The following is a 17420-nucleotide window of genomic DNA, read 5'->3' as shown; positions in this document are numbered from 1 at the left end:
TTACTCTTTTCCACCCGCAGGCACCGCCGCGGTGGCCTCGTCGGCCTCCGCCGGCGTGGTCACCAGCTGGAACTCGCCGTCGTGTTCCTCGGTGCCCAAGATGACGGCCTGCTCCAGCACTTCGGCGCCCTTGGCGTCGCGCAACGTCATGTCGTCGCTGCGCAGGTCCTTGAGCAGGGCCAAACACATGAACACCATGACGATGGCGAACGGGAGCGCCCCGATGAAGGTCAGGTTCTGGATGCCGTCCAGCGCCTTCTCCTCATCACCTCCGGTGGTGCCGATGACCAGCATGATCGCGGCCACGGCGCCGGTCGCGGCACCCCAGAAGATGACCACCCACTTGCTGGGCTCGATGGCGCCCCGCTGGGACAGGGTGCCCATCACGATCGACGCGGCGTCGGCCCCGGAGACGAAGAAGATCGCCACCAGGATCATCACCAGCACCGAGGTGACGGTGGCCCACGGCATGGTCCCCAGCACGTCGAAGGTCTGCGCCTCCGCGGAGCCTTCGCCGTAGACGTTGGCGCCCGACTTCTGGGCGTCGATCGAGGCACCGCCGAAGATCGCGAACCAGATCAGGCTGACCCCGCTCGGCACCAGCAGCACGCCGGCGACGAACTGCCGGATCGTGCGGCCGCGGCTGATGCGCGCGATGAACATGCCGACGAACGGCGTCCACGAGATCCACCACGCCCAGTAGAAGACGGTCCAGCTCGCCAGCCAGCTCTGCATCTCGTCGCCGCCGGTGGCACCGGCCCGCGAGGCCATCTCGCCGAACTCGCTGATGTAGGACCCCACCGAGGTGGGCAGCAGGTCGAGGATGAACACCGTCGGGCCCAGGATGAACACGAAGAGCGCGAGCAGGGCCGCCAGCACCATGTTGATGTTGGACAGCCACTGGATGCCCTTCTCGACACCCGACACCGCGGACAGGATGAAGCAGAGCGTCAGGATCGCGATGATCCCCACCATCACGGCGCCGCTGGCCGAGTCCTTGGGGAGCCATTCGGCGGCCTCCAAGCCGCTGCGGATCTGCAGGGTGCCGACGCCCAGCGAGGCGGCGGACCCGAACAGCGTCGCGAACAGCGCGAGGATGTCGATCAGCTTGCCGACCCACCCCTCCGCGTTCTTCTTGCCGATCAGCGGGATGAACACGCCGCTGATCGTCTGGCGGCGGCCGCGGCGGAAGGCGCTGTAGGCGATCGCCAGACCCGCCACCGCGTAGATCGCCCACGGGTGCAGCGTCCAGTGGAACAGCGAGGTCGCCATGGCCGTCTTGATGGCCTCTTCGCTCTCGCCGGGCACCGTCCCCGGCGGCGGCGAGACGAAGTGGCCGAGCGGCTCGCTAACGCCGAAGAACATCAACCCGATGCCCATACCGGCGCTGAACATCATGGCGATCCAGGACACCGTCCGGAACTCCGGCTGCTCGCCGTCCTTCCCGAGCGGGATCCGGCCGTACTTGCTGAAGGCCAGGAACAGGGCGAAGATGACGAACCCAGTGGCCGCCAGCACGAAGCCCCAGCCCGTGTTGGTGAGCAACCAGGTCAGCGCGGCCGACGAGGCAGCGCTCAACGTGTCAGTCCCCAGTGCTCCCCAGAAGACCACGGCGAACATGATGGCCGCGGTGACGCCGAAGACGACCCAGTCCGTTCTCGGCTTTCCAAGGAACTCGGGGGTTCCGTTCAATGCAGTTTTATGGTGGCCCTCAGCGGGGTCACCACTTCGTTTTGTTTCGGTCGACACAGGTTTCGGCGCCACTTTCGGCGACGCCCCCTCCTCTCCGTCGTCGGTTACGACGATCTGGAACTAATCGAGCCAGCATGTGTGCAGGTGGTAGCTCCGGACCGTCTGCAACCCGTAAACCGTGACCCAATCGGATGAACAAGGCAAGCTCACCTGCGGTCAGCGTGGCCGAACCGACACCTAGACTTGCCTGCTGTGGCAGCCAGACTCACACCTACGCTGGGCGCGCTACGCGTCCTGCGCGGTGCCGGTTTGGCCACCACGTCGGCGTCACTGTCCGTGGCCGCGCACGCGGCCGCGGGCGGGTCGTTACCCGATCCGGGAACGACCGTGGTGATCACCGGCCTGCTGGCCGGTGCCGGTGTGGCGCTCGCTGATCGCAAGCGTGGGTCGTGGGGCATTCTAGTGGCCTTGAGCGTCACCCAGCTGGCACTTCACGTATTTTTGCAGGTCGTGGCGGGTCATCAGGACGGCGCCGGGTACCCCGGGATGCCATTCTCACCACTGGCAATGACCCTCGGGCACATCGCAGTGGTGCTGCTGACCGGACTCGTAATGGCGCACGCGGAGCGGGCACTCTTCGTAGTCTCCCGCCTGCTCGGAGCAATCCTGCCCCGCCGGTCGACTCCGTCACCGATCGTCACGGAGCCGCGCACGGTGTGCGTCACCGTCGTCACGGTGCGTGCCCTGGCGCAGCTGATCTACCAGCGAATACATGCCCGTCGCGGGCCTCCGGAATCTCTTGTCGATCAAGTGGATTACGCCATCTGATCGTCGCGCATTCGTCATTTCGCCGCTTTCGCGCGCGAATAACTCATACGCACAGGAGATTTCAAGCAAACATGTCGACAAAGCGATTCGCGGTTCGATCCGCGGCACTGACCGCCGCTTGCGGGATTGTTGCGCTAATGGGAGCGGGAACGGCGTCCGCGCACGTCACCGCACAGCCGGGCGAGGCCGCCAAGGGCGGTTACGCCAAGGTCGCCTTCCGGGTGCCGAACGAGCGGCCGAACGCCGGGACCGTGCAAGTCAAGGTGACCCTTCCGGAGCAGTACGCGCTGAGCTCGGTGCGCACCAAGCCGATTCCGGGCTGGAACGTCCAGGTCGAGCGGCTCCAGATCGCGCCGGTCGAGGTGGCTGGCGCGCAGGTCACCGAAGCTGTGCGCAGCATCACGTGGACCGCGCAGCCGGGCAACCGGATCGGGCCGAACGAGTTCAACGAGTTCGAGGTGTCCCTCGGCGCCCTGCCGACCAACACCGATGAACTCGTGATGCCCACCACGCAGACCTACGACAACGGCGAGGTCGTGAACTGGGACGCCCCGCCGCCGGCCGAGGGCGCGGCGGAGCCCGAGCACCCCGCTCCGGCGCTGAAGCTGGTCGAGGAGGCCGACGGCGAGCACTCCCACGGCGGCGCCTCGCACCAGGAGCCCGCCGAGGAGTCCGAGGCCGGTTCTGGTGACAACGCGGCCCGCTGGCTGGGCGGCGCCGGGCTCGTGGTCGGCGCGCTCGGCCTGGGCGTCGGGGCCGGTGCCCTGGCGCGCAGCCGCAACGCCAGGAAGGGTGCGGCGAAGCAGGAATCCGGGAAGGACGAGTCGTGAAGCGGTTGATGGCAGTAGCGGTGCTGGCGCTGGCCGCCCTGTTCGGCGGCGCCGGTACGGCGCTGGCTCACAACGCGCTCGTCAGCAGCGACCCGCCGGAAGCCGCACAGCTGGCCACCGGGCCCCGTGAGGTCCGGTTGACCTTCGACCAGCCGGTGCGCGAGGGCTACAACACGGTCAACGTGGTCGGCCCGGACGGGACGTACTGGACCGACGGGCAGGTACGGGTCGAGGGCACCTCGGTCATCGCGCCGGTCCGGGAGCTCGGCCCGGCGGGTGCCTACACGGTCGGCTACCGGGTGCTGTCCAACGACGGCCACCCGGTGTCGGGCAAGGTCACCTTCACGCTGACCACCCCGGGCAAGGGCACCCCGGCCCCGGCCCCGCAGAACGCGGACCAGCAGGCGCAGTCCGAGGAGTCGGGCGGCATGCCGATCTGGCCGTGGATCGCGGGAGCGGTGGTCCTGGTCGTCCTCGGCCTGATCCTCGCCCTCCGCCTCGGCAAGCCCAAGGCCTGACAACCCGATAGATCGAACTGCGAAGAGTACCTCCGACCAGATTCACCGATGAGGGGTTCCCACCCGATGAGGTTCATCACCCCTTGAGGGGTTCACGAGACCCGATGAGGTGGGTTTTTCCGCAATTTCAATGGAAATCGGACCTTCGATTTCAATGGAAATTGCGGGTTTCGACCGGAACGTGCCTGGTCGGACAGTGAGTGAAGTGAAGGGGCCCCCTCCTGCCAGGTTGGTCGGCAGGAGGGGGCCCTTCACTTCGTTCAGGCGTCGAACTTGCCGGTCTTGATGGCGGCGACGAAGGCCGACCACTGGGCGGCGGTCGTGGTGAAGTGACCGGCGGCGCGGTCCTTGGTGTCGCGAACCGCAGCACCGCCACCGATGCGCCCGACCTCGACGCAGCTCGTCTCCTGGTTGCTCCGGCTCGACTTCCGCCATCCGACGGGGGCCTGAGATAACGTCATTTCGGCGTCTCCTCCTGGTTGATGACGCGGGCGATAAGTCCGACCGTGGCTTCCGGGCTCATCGCCATCCGCTCGACATCTTCCCGTGCGGAGACGAACGCTTTCACGTCTGCCTCATCGCGAAGAAAGACCGACGACCTGTGGTGCTCCAGATGCACCACGGGTGCAGCCTTGGCGAACTCCAATAGGACGAACGGCCCGGCGTGCGCCGGTGTCCAGCCAGCAGACCGCGGGATGACCCGGATCTCGACGTTGTCCCGCTCGCCCATTTCCAAGAGGAACTGGAGCTGGTCGGCCATTACCTCGGGACCGCCGATCAACTGGTGCAGCGCGGACTCCAGCACGACGGCCGTGAACCGAATCGGCGCTCGTCTACGAGTGATCAGGTCTCGGCGACCGAGTCGCATCATCACCCGCTTGTCGTTCTCACCGTTGGGAATTCCGGCGCTCATGATCGCCCGCGCATATTCCGCGGTTTGCAACATCCCAGGCACGACCGCCGGCGATACCTCGGTGATCGCGGTGGCCATCCGCTCGAACTCCAGCAGTGCGGCCATCTGATCGGCCTCGCCCGACGCGCCGACTGACACCGTGTTCGGTGGTTCCGAGACCGCGTCTCGCGTCAGCTTCATCAGCCGTTCCCTGGTCGCACCGTTCATGCCCAGCACCGCGCAGAGGGCGGACACGGATTCGGTGGTTGGCACGCGTTGTCCGCGTTCCCAGCGCACGACAACCGAATGGGAGACATCCAGTTTCGCCGCGAGCTGTCGAAGCCCAAGCCCCGCCTTGTTTCGCGCATCCCGGAGTTCTGCGCCGAGAACGTATGCACGCGGCGCGGGAGTGGTCTCGTCCATGCACCACACACTAGGCCACCCGGTAGTGCAGCGTCGTCAATCAATCAGGCAATTGTCCACAAGCGACAAGACCGAAATCATTGGTCTCGGAAACGACGAGACCAAGAGACCATCGGGGGTCGACATGACGAAGCCACTTCAGCGCTACTACTGGCTTCCCGTCGTAGACGAGTCGAGCAGCGGCGGCATGGTCCGCCACGCCTTCCGAGGTACGTATGCAGATGCGAGCGCGAACGGTGATTCGTTCTGCGACAAGCGCTTCTGTCTCGCCAAACCGTCTGAAATGGACTGGATCCAGGCGCCGTCGTGCCAAGACTGCAACTCGCTGCTGAAAGCGCTGAAGGGATGACCATGATCGCCTGGACCGTCGCCGTTGGTGCCACTGCCGTTCTGCTCACCCTCTGGCCGATGTACCGGAGTTACTTCTACCGAGCCCAGCACGCCGGTAGCAGCGAAGGCGCAATGACCGTGCGGCACCTGATCGCGCGGATCGAAGCCGAGAGCACCAGCGGCGGCCGACACCGCCTCCGCGAAACTCCTGCCATTCGCGGGGAGTCGACCGTGCAGCCCGCCATCGACGAGGCCCGGGCGCCAACCACCGACCACGAGAGCTCCACGCGTCGTTCCGAGATCCTGAGCCGAATACTCGCCGGGCTCGAACGCCTGTAGCCCCGGTCCGGCTGCCGTGCCCCCGACCGGCAGCCGGGCCGCTCCACTCGACCGAGCACTGCGCCGTCTCCTTCCGCAGAGCAGCCGAACCCGCGGGCAGGTAGTCCCCTCCCCAATGCCTGCCCGCCGCCACGCCCCGCAGCCCGCCCCCGGCTGCGGGGCGCTGCTCTGCCCGCGTCACTTGGGGCGTAGGCGGATCCGGTCGATGACCCTTGGGTCGAGGCGGCCGGCTCGGGTCAGGTCTTGGGGTGAGGCCATGAACCACGGTTGCCGGCGGTCGCCGGCGCCCGGCGCGTGGACCGGCCGGAATCCCTGGTCTGCCAGCGAGATCGCGTAGTCGACCGAGACCTCGTGCTGGGCGTTCAGGGTCGCCGTGCCGTGCCAGGGCATCACGCCGGAGCCGCCGAGGGGGACGAAGCGCAGCCTGCCCGGGGCCGGGCGGATCGACAGGCTCAGCCGCACGCAGTTCTCCCGCCACAGCACCGCATAGTCAAGTTCCTCGTCGACGTGCTTGTTCGCGAGATAGATGATCGTTTCGCGCCAGGCCAGCGCGAGCAGGTCGGCCCGGGCTCGGCGGATCCCGAGCGGGGCCGCCGGATCGGTCAGGTCGAACGGGTCCGCGTAAATCCGCTGCGACCACGCGAACGGATCGCCGCCGGGGAAGGGCACGTCCACGGCCTGCAGCACGGAGCGGAACAGCTCGACGAATCGCGGTTGGCCGGGGCGGGCCGGATCTCGGTCGTCGGCCGCCGCCAGCGCCGACCGCGGGTTTCGGCGGATGTCGAGACCCGCGAACGCCGCGGTGTACCTGTCGCGGTGCTTCGCCAGCAGTTCCAGTCGCTGCGCCCGGTCGCCGCAGAGCGGGTGCGCGTCGGCTGCGGTGTCGAAGTCCTCGACGGTCACCACGTCCTGGGCTCCGGCGAGTTCCACCTGCCGCGCGAACTGCTCGTGGTATCCGGCGTACCGGTGCGGTTCGCGGAACCTGAAGTGGCTGGCATCGGTGAGCGCCCGCACCTCCATCCCCGGCGGGTGCACTTGCCGGACGGCCGCGTCGAGTTCCCGCAGCCGGATCAGCATCGCGAGCTCGGCGAGGTCCGGCAGCCCGCCGAGCGCCTTCAGCCGCGAACCGTCCTGCTTCAGCGACGGCCCCACCATGACGAACCGGATGCGATCACCGGCCTCGATCGAGGCGAGCACGTCCCGTTCGGCCGCCGCGAGCGGATAAGCCGACCTCGCGGCGCCGAACGGTTTCGCCGTGATGACCTGCCACACCGCGCGGGCGATCCCCACCGGACCCGGATCCATCCCGGCGCCGATCTGCTTGCCGAGCCGCTGCCCGCTCGCCAGCGCGGTGGCCGCCAGCGACGCGACGATCCGCGCCTGCTCCTCCTCGGTCAGTTCCACGCCGTGCGACCAGATCGTGGGGCGGGTGCTGAGGCCCCCGATCCGCAGGCCGCCGAGCGACGTCGCATGCGACAACTGCGCGTTGCGGCCGTGCCCGCGCCCCACCGGGATCGGATGCGGCAGGGATTCGAAGGTTGCGATGCCATCAGCGGTTCGGCCCGCACCGTCCACAGTGAACTCAGACGGGCGCACCGCGACCACGACGGCAGCTGGGAACGCCGCTTGCAGCGCACGGCGATTGGCGGCCGAGTCATCGAAGGCCGCGACGAGCTCGTGCCCCGGCATGTCGTGCAGCGCCGCGACCTTCTGGTCCGCGACCGGCCCGTCATCGGTGGTGCGCAGGTCGAGGTGGCCGAGTCCATGGCGGGCCAGGACTTCTCCGGTGGCGGCCCGCATCCGGTGCCGGCGACCGGTCAACCAGACGACCCGGCCACCGGCTTGCTCCAGATCCCGGACGAATCGGGCCAGTCCCGGCGCCAGACCATCGGTCAGCAGCGCCGCCCGGTCCCACGCGACGTTGCGGCGGTACTCCCGGTACAGCGCGTCCCAATCGAGTTCGGGATAACGCTCCAACAAGCCGTTGCGCACCAAGAACGGCCGCCAGCCCGGTTGGTACAGCCCGGGCAGCACATCGAGCTGCGCGGCAAGCTCCTCGATGCCGTGCGCTTCGCCCAGCCGGCGCAACGCATCGCGGACCCGGCGCTTCGGGTGCAGCGCGCAGAAGTCGAGGTCCACGGCGACCAGCGGACGCGCCAGGCCGGGCTCGCGCCGGCACCGCACGCTTCGTTCCCTGACGAGCCGGACGACCCGGCTGAGGATCTCGTGCTGCTCCGCGGCGACGGCATGCACGAAGCGGCGCCACGGATGATCACCGGCGAAAGCGGCCGCAGTCTCCTCGGAGAGGTTGCGAAGTTCCTGGGCGATGACGGCGTCGAAGGCAGCGCGAACCTGCTCGTCGCCGGTGACGAGCGCGCAGGCGGCGGCCAGCTCGTCCAACTGCTCGTCCAACGCGACGATCGCGTCCGCCACTCCCGGAACCGCCGACCGCGCGCTGCGGATCCCGGCGACCACGATCCGCCCGGTGGCCGCCGACTCCGAGTCGAGTTCGACACCAATCTCGCCGACCGGCAGACAACCCTTCGCCAGCAGCCCGCGGAAGGTGATCAGCAACGGCCGGACCACGAACTCGGCTAAGTGGTCCGGTGCTCCCCAGTCCGTCGGCCTGCCCTCCACCAGCCGTTTCAACGACAGCACATCACCGGGGAAACCGCTGCTCGCCAAATCACCCAGACCGACCGCATTCCGCGCCACCGGTAGCGTTCTCAGCTCCCGATGCGCACCGGCCGCGGACGCCACCACGCAGTACAGGCGCAGCAGCGGGTCGTCGTCCAGCAACCCAGGCCGCTCCGACCGGCCAACCGGACCGCGCAAAACCATCTCCAATCGATCTGTCCGCCGCTTGCTGCCCGAATCCGCCGAGAAAACGTCGAAGCAGAACCCGCCGGCGCTCCATCCGCTCATCCGGCCGAGGAGTTCTCTTCAATCCCAGAAACTGCGCACCCGAACGCTCGCGAGGTCCTACCGGACGACCTCGCGAGCGAAAAATGGGAATGTGGCGGCAAATTCCGCAATACCGGAGGCCCCAGCTGCCCCACTTCCCCGCGCAACGGCCGCCACCGGCGCGAACGCCGAATTCACCCCGACCGAACGGCCCCCCGCAGATCGCCGAAACACCAGCTCAACAGGCACACCGGCAGCCAGACACGGGCGCGGCCGAATGATGACGCGCCGGTCGCCGAGTGGTCATTCGCCGTCGGCGAGCTGCACGAGCGGAACGCAGCAGTCCCCACCCAAGCGCTGCACCGCGAGCCGGCCGCGGCACTCCAACTGGCGCCAGGTGATCCAACCCACGGCGTAATGCCGATACGCCTGGGCGAGCAACACCAGCTCCGCCAAGTGGTCGGCGTGGCGGATCCTGAGTTCCTCGGGCAACCGGGGCAACGATGCGACCTGGCTGTCCACCACGTCGTCGAGCACCCGGGCGGCGCGTAACGCGCGCGTCCGGCGCCAGCGCGGCTTCCGCGGTAAGAACTTCGCGTTCCTCATCGACAGCCCGTCCCATAGCAACGCACCGATGCACCAGTTCGCCCGTATGATTTACTCCTTCGACCGAAGGTGCGTCACCAGAAACTGTCAAACGGCTTCGGCAATCGACCCAAGATCGCCCGTTCGGCCTAGCAGTTGACCGGATCAGCTGTACGGCACCCATTGCGTGGCGAGATCTCCGTCCCTGATCGTGCGCAACCGCTGGTGCAGTTGCTCGCGAACCCCGGGATTGCTGCGAAGGATCGGGAGCACCCCGGTGGTGATCTTCAATTCGCGCAGTTCGCGCAGCACGGAAAAGCCTTCCCAGCGCGTGATGTCGAAGCCGTAGGCCCGGGCCAGGTCGTCGTGCCAGGACGGCGGGTGCCCCATCCGCAGCCGACCCACCGCGATCGGGGTCAGGTCCCACTCCGGCGGCCCGATGCACAGCGAATCCAGGTCACACAGCAGCGGGCCATCCGCGCCGCCGATCACGTTGCGCAGGTGCGCATCCGCGTGGATCACGCTGCGCGACAACGGGAAGCGCAGCGTTTGCAGCCGTTCTTCCAACGCGTCGCAGCGCTGCTCCAGGAACCGGTGATCGGCCGGATCGACGTCGACCGCATCGGTCAACCGGCGCCGGATGTCCGCCATCGGCTGCCAGTCCAGGAAAGTCGGTGATGCCGGCTTCGAATGCATCTGGCGCAGCAGTTCGCCGAGGTCCGCGCCGCTGGGCATCGGGCCGGCCTCCGCCACGTACTGCCAGAGGGTCGCCAGGTGTTCGCCCACCTGGACCGGCTGCTCGACGCCCGGCAGCAGGCGCACGGCGGGAATCCCGTGCACCGCCAGCCAACGCGCGGCTTCCACGGCGTTGAAAGCTCGATAGGTGAAGGACGGGGAAAGGACCAAGCGAACGACGACTTGCTGGTCGCGGAGCAGAAAAACCCCGTTGTTGACGATTCGGATCAAACGCGCGCCGGTCGAATCGAGGCCGACGGCCGCGCAGATTTCGGTCAGTGCCAGATCCAGCTCAGGCGGAACGCACCGACTCTCTTCCACTGGTTGTGTCTTCATGCTCATCGTTTCAAGCCGACGGCACCGGCACGGCTGCCCGGCGTGGCCCGATCACGCCCGGCGGAACCGCCGGACCGCCTCGAACAGGTCACGGACATCGGAATTCATCCGGTGCTTGCCGGCCTCCAGCTCCAGCGGCCTGAGCCGGTCGGCGACGCGCGCGGACTTGACCCGCTCGCCGGCCGCCAGCGCCCGCCGCCCGACCTTGACGCCCTCCTGCAGGTCTCCGGCCCGGATGTGGTTGGTGGCCTGCAGGCTCAGGCCGAAGACGTGGGTGCGCGCCATGTCCGCGCCGTAGGCCTCGTTGCACTTGATGGTCTCGGCGACGGCGATCGAGGCGTGCTTTTTCGGCTCGAAGACGGCCAGCGCGTCGTGCGCGGAGCCGATCATGCCGTGCAGGTCGTTCTCGGTGAAGAAGCGCACCCAGTCCGGCGCCTGGTCCGCGCGGGCGCGGGCGAACTCGTCCTTCGTGCGGCCCACCATCTTCTGCACCTGATCGGGCTTGTTCAACATGCCGTAGGCCCAGGCCTCGTTGGCGCACAGCACGGCCACGGTCAGCGCGGAACCGGACTCCTGCGCGGCGATCTGGCCCAGCTGGAACAGCTTCAGCGCCTCGTTGGGCTCCTCGTAGTGCAGGTAGACGCGGCCCATCCGGTACAGCACGCTGGCCACCAGGCCGTCGTCGTCGGCCTGCTTCGCGAACTCCAGCGCCTTGCCGAAATGCCCGCGAGCGGGGTCGAGCAGGCCCACGTCGAACGACGTCCAACCGGCCAGGCTGTGCATGTCCGCCAGGGCCACGAAGAGCTGCTTGCGCACGGGATCGGCGGCGCTGGACTCGAGCAGCTGCTGCGCCCAGGACAGCTGGGCGACGACGGCGTCCCGGCAGGTCCCACCGCCGTAGCGGTAGTCGAGATCGCGCAACGCCTTGGTCGCGGCGTGGATCTGCTGCACGTCGGTCATGCCGATGCGTGCCGGTGCCGGCGTCTGCGCGCTGGCGGGCAACCAGGAACTGGTCTCGGTGCCGAAAACGGCCGCGCCCATGGTCACCGCTGCGGCGTGGGACAGGAACTTCCTGCGCTTCACCGACTCGTCCTCCTCAGCGTCAGGGGCGTTAGCCGCCTGCGCGACCCGCATAGCGGTCGCCCCGTCGTAGGCGAGGCCCATGTAGCCCCGCGGGATACCCAGCCCATCAGCGATCCGGGCAAGCACGTCATAGGCCATGACCTGCCGCCCTTTGAGGATCTCGGACACCTCGGACTGCGACTGCCCCGTCGTGGCTGCGATCTGGCGCTGCGAAACGCCGTGCCGGCGCAGTTGCCGGTAGATCTCGCTGACGTCCCGTCGAGCCAGCGCATCCCGCATCTCCCGCTCGTTCCAAATGTCGGGTGTAACGGGAGAGCCGCCAGAACCGATGATGTTCATTTAGACCCCCTGACGCTCTGCTCGGGCGTTGGTCGCAGAGTAAGGGCACTGCTGCATCCCGGTGAAGCGCATATCGGTAGAGGTGATCGGCGGCGGTGAAGTCCACCGACCGCTCGTCGTTGCCATTGGCCCGGTTATCGACGCGCCCCTAGGCGCGAGGACCCGTCCCGTTCCAATCTAGTCAGCACAGGCAAACCGAGCACGAACGGGAACGGTGACGAGATGCGGGACGCACAGGGCGGGAACGGCCAGTCGGCCGAGTTCCCCACCGCGCCCGCAGACCGGCGCCGTTGGTGGCGAGTGGACTGCCGAGACGTGGCGAACTCGCACCGGTTCCTGGACGTGCTGGTAAACCGGGACAGGGTGGTGCTCGTCGGACCGCCCGGCCATTCTGCGGCGTTGTCAGCCTACGGCCTCGGCCAGTTGTCGGACGCGCTGCGGGATGCCGCTGTGCAGGCGAGAAAGTGACGGTGACGTTTCGGTGGACGAGATCCTGGAACAGGTGCTGCGCAGTACGGTGCGGGAGCGGCTCGATGTGCTGACCGAGCTCGCGAACTGCGTGGACGCCCCTTCCGTGCTCTCCGTGGCGCGTTCCGAACTTCCCCGGCTGACCGAGGGGTGGCGAACGCTGCTCACCGCGCACGACGCCGACGAGAAGGGCAACTGCCCGGAGTGCTCGAGCCGCTGGCGCCCGCAGAAAGCACCGTGCTCGGTGTGGCGCACGGCCCACGAGCACCTGGTAGCAGGGGCCTTGGCACCCCGTCCCGCACGGCACCTGCGTCCGGCGCACGCGCTGCGCCCGGTGGCGCCGGTGCCGTAAGCAGGCGGACTCGGCCCCGGAGAGCATTACCCCTTCCCCGATCCGGGTTGCCGAGCAACCGCCAGGCGGCGGCCGATGAACGTGCGGTCGTGATTCCCCGACCTCGGCCGACGTTCACCGGCCGCCGCCGCGAAAAACTCCACATCGGACCGGCTGGACACCAGCGCGGTCGCCCAAAGTTCCGCGGGCCGGTGCTGACGCACTCCCCTCCCCCCGACCGGCGCCGGTCCGCGGACTCCAACCACTCCGGCAAACCGTTTCCCCGAACGGAGCCGGAGTCTGGAAAGGCCCTGGAGCTCGATTCCCCGACCGCGCCCAGGGCCTTTCCATATTTTTGGCTCTTGTGACTGATCCGTGTGTGGTTTGAGTTGGTTTTTGGGTCCGGAGACCGGGGCACGCCGTTGCTTCGTCTAGTTTCTGGCGTGTCCAGAGTCAGGAACCGAGGAGTGGAGAACGCCGTGCCGAAGGCCGGTTTATGGCGTGCCGTGGCGGGCGTCGTCGGTGGCGGGCGCTGGATCTCGGGACGACTCGGGTGTTTGGACCGGAGCTGTCACTCACGACGGGGGTCCGTCGGGTCGTGAGTGGTGATGCCGGTTCTTACCGGAGCTGTCACTCACGACGGGGGTCCGTCGGGTCGTGAGTGGTGATGCCGGTTCTTACCGGAGCTGTCACTCACGACGGGGGGCCGTCGGGTCGTGAGTGGTGATGCCGGTTCTTACCGGTGTCATGTCTCGATAGATGTGTCAATCCCCGGACACGCCTAACCCACGGAAGAAGCAGAAGAGCCATATTTTTGGGGGCCGTGTCGGCTTACGCAGCGATGCGGGTACTGGCCCCATGCGGGAATTACAGACGCCGCCTGGACCCCGGGATCCCCGACTTACGTATGCCCAATACGCGGCATCGGGCCTGTCCTCGCCAGACGACGTCTGAGAACCCGCGGCGGTGCCCACCGTGCCCACGGCCCACCGTGCCCACCGTGCCGGCTCTCGGCGAGGGGTTGGCGATTTCGCGCGAAATCGCCACTCGCCACGCCTGCAAGGTGGCGATTTCGCGCGAAATCGCCCGATCCACGAGGCTTCGCCGCCTCGATGGCCACCCACCCGCCCTCCCCGGACGAACCTGACACCCACGGAAGCAGCAGAAGAGCCGCGATTTCCGTTGAACCCGCCGGTCCGATTTCAAATGGAACTTGCGTAGGACGAAGTCAAGACGGCGCCTGCCCTCACCCGCACCGCCGCGCGCGGTGAGTCTGGAAACAGCCTCTGCTACTTCCGGCGGAGGCGGGCTCTGGTTGCCAAGTCCTGGTCCAGCCGGATTCCCGGTGGCGTCGCCGCTCCTCTTTGGGCCGGTACCGCGACACCCGGGGCTTCCGCCAGGTGGGTGTGCTGCGCCGGCACCATCAGCCACGGTTGGCGGGAGCCGAGCAGCGGCGAGTACACCGGCACGAATCCCTGATCCAGCAGCGAGATCGCGAAGTCGACCGCCACGTAGCCGCGGGTGTCGAGCACGCCGGTGCCCTGCCAGGGCAGCAGGCCCGATCCGCCGAGGTAGGTGAACCCGAGGCAGCCCTTGCGGACCGCGCTGAGGGTCAGCCGCACGCGGTTCGGGAACATCTGCTCGTAGCCGAACTCCTCGTCCGCCTGCATCGTCGCCATGTAGCGGAGCACCGCGTGCCACGCCCGGCGAAGCACCGCGCAGCGCGCCTGCCGCACCTCGCCCGACACGCTCTGGTCGGTCACGTTGTAGATGTCCGCGTAGACCGCGGTGGACCACTCCAGCCGGTCCGTGCCGGGCGGCACCGCGACCGGCACCGAATACACCAGCGACATCAGGATTTCCCGGAACAGCCCGATGACGTGCGGCGCGAACTCGTCCATCGCGGCGGTGCGCGAATGCACCTCCTCCAGGGTCCGCAGCGGGTTGTCGGTGATGTCGAAGTGCCGCAACGAGTCGGCGAGCAGTCGGCGGTAACCGGCGATCCGGGTGGCGCGCACGGCCGGGAGCCCGGGGCCCAGCCGCCGCTCCGCGACCTCGTCGATCTCCTCGACGGTGGTCCGGTCGCCGATGCCGACCAGGTCGATGTACTCGCGCAGTTTCCGCTGGTAGGCGTCGGTGATCGCGTGCGGCCGGCTGCGGAAGTGCCTGCCGTCGGTGAGGATGTTGAAGTGCAGGCCGGGCGCGTGCACCGCGCTGACCGCCCGCTGGAGCTCCCGCAGCCGCGCCATCGCGCCGAGTTCGGCGAAGTCCGGCAGCGGGCCGCCCGCCTTCAGCCGGTTCAGGCACTGCTTGACCGGGAAGCCGAGCAGCACCACCTCGATGGGTTCGCCCCGGCGCACGAACGGTTCGGCGTCCCGCCGCAGGTCGGCCGGCTGGTAGTTGGACCGCGATCCCTTGATGAACTGCTTGCGGGTGAACACGTGGTGCAGCGCCGCCAGGACCTGCTCCGGCGCGCTGCGCTCGTCGATGCCGAACTTCGCGACCGCGCTGCGCCCGGTCCGCGCCGCCGCCCGGTCCACGTCGGCGAGCATTGAATCCACAATGGACCGCGATTCCCGCTCGGTGAGGTGCACCGCCCACTGCTGCGCCAAGCGGTTCTTGCGCAGTGCGCCGATCTGCAGCTCTTCCAGCGAATGCGTGTTGGACAGGCGCGGACCGCTGCGCGCCCCGAGGCGGGGCGTGGTCTCGAAGGTGGCGATCACGGCCGTGGTGTCGGCCACCGGCTGGTCGGGGAGGCGTTCGGCGGCCAGGCCGGGGATCTCGACGGCGACCGGGATGGCCCCGCCGAACTCCTTGGTCACGGCGATGCGGTTCGCCAGCTCGTCGTCGAAGACCGCCACGACGTCGACGTCGCCGAGCTCTCGGAGCTTCTCCACCTTCAGCTCGGAACGCGGGCACCCGCCGTCCTCGGGCAGGCACAGCAGCGTCGCGTGCAGCACCCCGCCGGCGGCGAGCGCCTCCTCGGTGTGCTCGCGGAACCGCTCGCGACGCCCGGTGCAGAACACCACCCGCCCGCCGGCGTCCTGCACATCCCAGACGAACCGGGCGAGCCCGGCGTTCGCGCTGTCAGTGCGCAGCCTTTCCCGCGGCCTGGCCAGGAAAGCGCGCGTGAAGTCGGCACGCACCTCGTCCCAGTCCACCGACGGGTAGCGGTCGCGCAGACCGCTGAGCTCCACGAAGTTCCGCCAGGTAGCAGCGGCGTGGGTCGGCAGCACCGGGAGCGTGCCGGGGCCGGCCAGCTCCAGGATGCCGTCCGGCGCACCAGGGCGCGCGCCCGAAACGGACCGTGCGGCGTCCTGGATCCGCTGCAGCGGCACGAGTCCGCACAGGTCCACGTCGATCACGACGGTCGGCTGCGGCAACCGGTCGTCCCAGCGACGTTGCTGGGTGCGCTGCTGGACCCGGTCCAGCACCGATTTCAGCACCGCGTCCTGGGTTTTCGGCACGGTGTGGACGTAGCGCTGCAGCGGTTGCTCGCCGGAGAGCAGCTCCGCGGTGCTCGGTGCCAGGAAGCGCAGTTCCTCGGTGATCACCCGGTCGACGGCCCGCCGCACCCGGCTCTCCCGCCGCCCGGAATCGAGTCGGCTGAACCCGGCGCCGAGCTCGTCGAGGGTCTCGACCAGCGCACGCGCTCCTGCCGCGACCTCGGCGCGGGTCGGCTCATGGCTCACCCGCAGGTAGTCGGTCACCACGATCCGGCCGGTGGCCTGCAGTTCCGGGGAGAGCTCGAAGGCGACCCCGGCCCCGCCCAGGGCGAACAGCCCGACCCCGTGCGAGTCGAGGGCGAGCCGGAAGGTGCGGAGCAGCGGGCGGACGAAGTGCTCCAGGAAGTAGTCGAGTTCGTCCTCGCGCCGCTCGAAGCGGTTGTCCAGCACCACGCGCAGCAGTCCCGGCGTGCCGTCGCCGGCCGGGTACAGCAGCGTGGCAAGGTCCGCCGCGATGGTGCCGCCCGGGTGCGTGGGATGCGCCGGCGCGGGCTCGGCGATGCGGGTCAGGGCGGCCGAACCGGTGGCGGTGTCCACCACGGCGGCCGGCACCGGCTGGGTGGCGCAGTGCATCCGCAGGTCGGGGTCGGATTCCACAATGGACGAGATCCGTTCCCAGCCGCGGAGCTGGCGCTGGGCGCGCTCGCGGGATCCGACGGCTCGCAGCTCAACGATGCGCGCCGGACCGCTGACCGTGATCCGCTCCGCGGGAAACGGCACGCTGCGGTTCGGGCCGAGCACCGCGGCGAGGCAGTCCTCGGCGAGCTGCCGCCGCTCCGAGGTCAGCAGGTCGACGCGGTCGCCGGGCAGCAGGACCGATCCGCCGGTGCCGACATCCGAGCCCAGCGACCGGGTCAGCCGGTGCAGCCACGCCGGGTCGAAGACGCGACGAGTGCGGCGCAACCGAATCAGGGCGCGGTAGAGATCGGACCAGTTCGGTTCGGCGCCCAGCGGAAACCCGGCACCGGCACCGAAGCCGCGGAGCCGCAGCGTGCCCTGCGCCGACCGCTCGACCCGCAGGCCGTAGCCGCCGTCGGAGAGCAGTGCGTTCGCGTCCGCGATGGTCAACGGGTGCCACAGGCCGGGGGCGGGCGGGGCGTCCGCCGCGACCGTGCGGGGCGGCACCGCCGGGGCCGCGAGCTCCGGGGTCAGCCGCGCGGTCACGTGGCTGCGGTGCGCTTCGCACGCGTGGCAGCCGAACAGACATGGGTGCCGGCGGCACGGGCGCCACAGCACCCGCTTCTTCCCCCAGTCGATGTCCACCTGGAAAGCACAGCACGA

At 68.8% G+C, this 17420-nt stretch carries 15 protein-coding genes and 1 pseudogene; 7 read left to right on the top strand and 9 right to left on the bottom strand.

What is annotated here, in order from left to right:
• Complete coding sequence (locus tag FDZ84_RS12170) at positions 1 to 1692, bottom strand: BCCT family transporter (RefSeq protein WP_168585985.1); 1692 nt, start codon at positions 1690 to 1692, stop codon at positions 1 to 3.
• 252 nt (positions 1693 to 1944) lie between these two features.
• Here FDZ84_RS12170 and FDZ84_RS12165 point away from each other — a divergent pair, with 252 nt between their 5' ends.
• The 3 genes from FDZ84_RS12165 (at position 1945) to FDZ84_RS12155 (ending at position 3868) form a co-directional block, all read left to right on the top strand.
• Complete coding sequence (locus tag FDZ84_RS12165; RefSeq protein WP_168585984.1) at positions 1945 to 2520, top strand: hypothetical protein; 576 nt, start codon at positions 1945 to 1947, stop codon at positions 2518 to 2520.
• Positions 2521 to 2657: 137 nt separating this feature from the next.
• Positions 2658 to 3350 (top strand): YcnI family protein, encoded by a 693-nt coding sequence (locus tag FDZ84_RS12160; RefSeq protein WP_168585983.1) that lies wholly within the window; start codon positions 2658 to 2660, stop codon positions 3348 to 3350.
• Complete coding sequence (locus FDZ84_RS12155) at positions 3347 to 3868, top strand: copper resistance CopC family protein (RefSeq protein ID WP_168585982.1); 522 nt, start codon at positions 3347 to 3349, stop codon at positions 3866 to 3868. The genes FDZ84_RS12160 and FDZ84_RS12155 overlap by 4 nt, the downstream gene beginning before the upstream one ends.
• A gap of 260 nt (positions 3869 to 4128) precedes the next feature.
• Here the strand turns inward: FDZ84_RS12155 and FDZ84_RS12150 are convergent, their stop codons facing one another.
• From FDZ84_RS12150 to FDZ84_RS38800, 3 genes and pseudogenes are all read right to left on the bottom strand, one after another.
• On the bottom strand, positions 4129 to 4329 hold the full coding sequence (locus FDZ84_RS12150) for a DUF397 domain-containing protein (RefSeq protein WP_168585981.1): 201 nt from the start codon (positions 4327 to 4329) through the stop codon (positions 4129 to 4131).
• Complete coding sequence (locus tag FDZ84_RS12145) at positions 4326 to 4961, bottom strand: DUF5753 domain-containing protein (RefSeq protein ID WP_246869158.1); 636 nt, start codon at positions 4959 to 4961, stop codon at positions 4326 to 4328. The genes FDZ84_RS12150 and FDZ84_RS12145 overlap by 4 nt, the downstream gene beginning before the upstream one ends.
• Before the next feature lie 12 nt (positions 4962 to 4973).
• A pseudogene (locus FDZ84_RS38800) lies at positions 4974 to 5183 on the bottom strand (multiprotein-bridging factor 1 family protein); the annotation flags it as partial.
• Between the two features lie 124 nt (positions 5184 to 5307).
• On the opposite strand from FDZ84_RS38800, the gene FDZ84_RS12140 reads away from it, so the two are divergent.
• Entirely contained in the window at positions 5308 to 5532 is a 225-nt protein-coding gene (locus tag FDZ84_RS12140; protein WP_168585979.1) for a hypothetical protein, read from the top strand.
• Between the two features lie 2 nt (positions 5533 to 5534).
• The gene (locus FDZ84_RS12135; RefSeq protein WP_168585978.1) at positions 5535 to 5852 is read left to right on the top strand and encodes a hypothetical protein; all 318 of its coding nucleotides are present in this window, start codon (positions 5535 to 5537) and stop codon (positions 5850 to 5852) included.
• A gap of 177 nt (positions 5853 to 6029) precedes the next feature.
• Here the strand turns inward: FDZ84_RS12135 and FDZ84_RS12130 are convergent, their stop codons facing one another.
• The 4 genes from FDZ84_RS12130 to FDZ84_RS12115 form a co-directional block, all read right to left on the bottom strand.
• Entirely contained in the window at positions 6030 to 8687 is a 2658-nt protein-coding gene (locus tag FDZ84_RS12130; RefSeq protein ID WP_168585977.1) for an HAD family hydrolase, read from the bottom strand.
• A 372-nt stretch (positions 8688 to 9059) separates the two neighbouring features.
• On the bottom strand, positions 9060 to 9362 hold the full coding sequence (locus tag FDZ84_RS12125) for a hypothetical protein (protein WP_168585976.1): 303 nt from the start codon (positions 9360 to 9362) through the stop codon (positions 9060 to 9062).
• 144 nt (positions 9363 to 9506) lie between these two features.
• The gene (locus tag FDZ84_RS12120; RefSeq protein WP_246868958.1) at positions 9507 to 10412 is read right to left on the bottom strand and encodes a phosphotransferase enzyme family protein; all 906 of its coding nucleotides are present in this window, start codon (positions 10410 to 10412) and stop codon (positions 9507 to 9509) included.
• Positions 10413 to 10463: 51 nt separating this feature from the next.
• Complete coding sequence (locus FDZ84_RS12115) at positions 10464 to 11774, bottom strand: helix-turn-helix transcriptional regulator (RefSeq protein WP_246868957.1); 1311 nt, start codon at positions 11772 to 11774, stop codon at positions 10464 to 10466.
• Positions 11775 to 12056: 282 nt separating this feature from the next.
• Between FDZ84_RS12115 and FDZ84_RS12110 the strand changes: the two genes are divergently transcribed.
• Positions 12057 to 12302 carry a hypothetical protein gene (locus FDZ84_RS12110; protein ID WP_168585974.1) on the top strand — a complete coding sequence of 82 codons (246 nt, stop codon included), beginning with the start codon at positions 12057 to 12059 and terminating at the stop codon, positions 12300 to 12302.
• 13 nt (positions 12303 to 12315) lie between these two features.
• Positions 12316 to 12654 (top strand): hypothetical protein, encoded by a 339-nt coding sequence (locus FDZ84_RS12105; RefSeq protein ID WP_168585973.1) that lies wholly within the window; start codon positions 12316 to 12318, stop codon positions 12652 to 12654.
• 1268 nt (positions 12655 to 13922) lie between these two features.
• Here the strand turns inward: FDZ84_RS12105 and FDZ84_RS12100 are convergent.
• On the bottom strand, positions 13923 to 17402 hold the full coding sequence (locus FDZ84_RS12100) for an L-tyrosine/L-tryptophan isonitrile synthase family protein (protein WP_246868956.1): 3480 nt from the start codon (positions 17400 to 17402) through the stop codon (positions 13923 to 13925).
• Between the last annotated feature and the right edge of the window lie 18 nt (positions 17403 to 17420).

This window comes from Saccharopolyspora sp. ASAGF58 (assembly GCF_012277335.1).
GTDB classification, from domain to species: Bacteria; Actinomycetota; Actinomycetes; order Mycobacteriales; family Pseudonocardiaceae; genus Saccharopolyspora; species Saccharopolyspora hattusasensis.
This window is presented reverse-complemented; position numbering and strand designations above follow the sequence as displayed.